This is a genomic window from Dorea sp. AM58-8 (assembly GCF_003464045.1).
GTDB lineage: Bacteria > Bacillota > Clostridia > Lachnospirales > Lachnospiraceae > Claveliimonas > Claveliimonas ammoniilytica.
Window position 1 is genome coordinate 1 of record NZ_QSDM01000061.1, and the last position, 626, is coordinate 626.

General features: G+C 54.2%; 2 protein-coding genes. Both read right to left on the minus strand.

The features are described 5' to 3' along the window. Positions 1–266, minus strand: a 266-nt coding sequence (locus DXA18_RS15480; RefSeq protein WP_147345622.1) for a hypothetical protein, incomplete at its 3' end; no start/stop codon positions are given. A gap of 45 nt (positions 267–311) precedes the next feature. Then, a partial coding sequence (locus tag DXA18_RS15705; RefSeq protein ID WP_118384591.1) for a hypothetical protein occupies positions 312–626 on the minus strand: 315 nt, incomplete at its 5' end.

A 626-nucleotide genomic window follows, 5' to 3' on the forward strand; every position in this document is an offset into this window, starting at 1 on the left:
GTCCAACTGGCATGTGAGATGGCGTAAGCCCCGCCGCCGATGAGAAGCGCCGCACAGAGGATTCCCGCACCAGCCACGCAGACCTGCTTACGGGAGAACTCGCGCCCGAAGAGCACGAGCGGCTTCTTAGCATTCTCCTCCTCCGTCGAACCCACGACCTTCGGGATTTCGGCAGTCTTGTCCGCCGGGATACCCTCAGTCTCGATGCTGTTGTCGTTAAACATATTGCTGTCTTTCTTCATTTCTGTCAGTCCTTTCTGTCTCATAAGAAGTTTTCTTGCTCTCTATCTATCCATATTACCGGTAGGTCCCTACACCAACATACCCCATAGGACATGCACGAGGATGATGAGAACAAGGATAACCGCCATCCATTTGCTGTAGTAGAACAGTCTGTCTGGAAGCGTCACCATCGAAAGCCGCTCAATGCGTCTCTTGGATTCCTCTACCATCGAGTCGATGACCTTCCTGCTCCTTGCGGTCACCTCTTCGACGTTCTTTATGGTCATCTCTCCCGCCTTCTGCTGGGCGTTCGCAACTCCCATGAGTGCCATCTGATTCGCCTGATGCTGCGCGTCCGCCGCGCCGTTTCTCAGCTCCTCGACCTTTTCGAGCACATCCTTCAT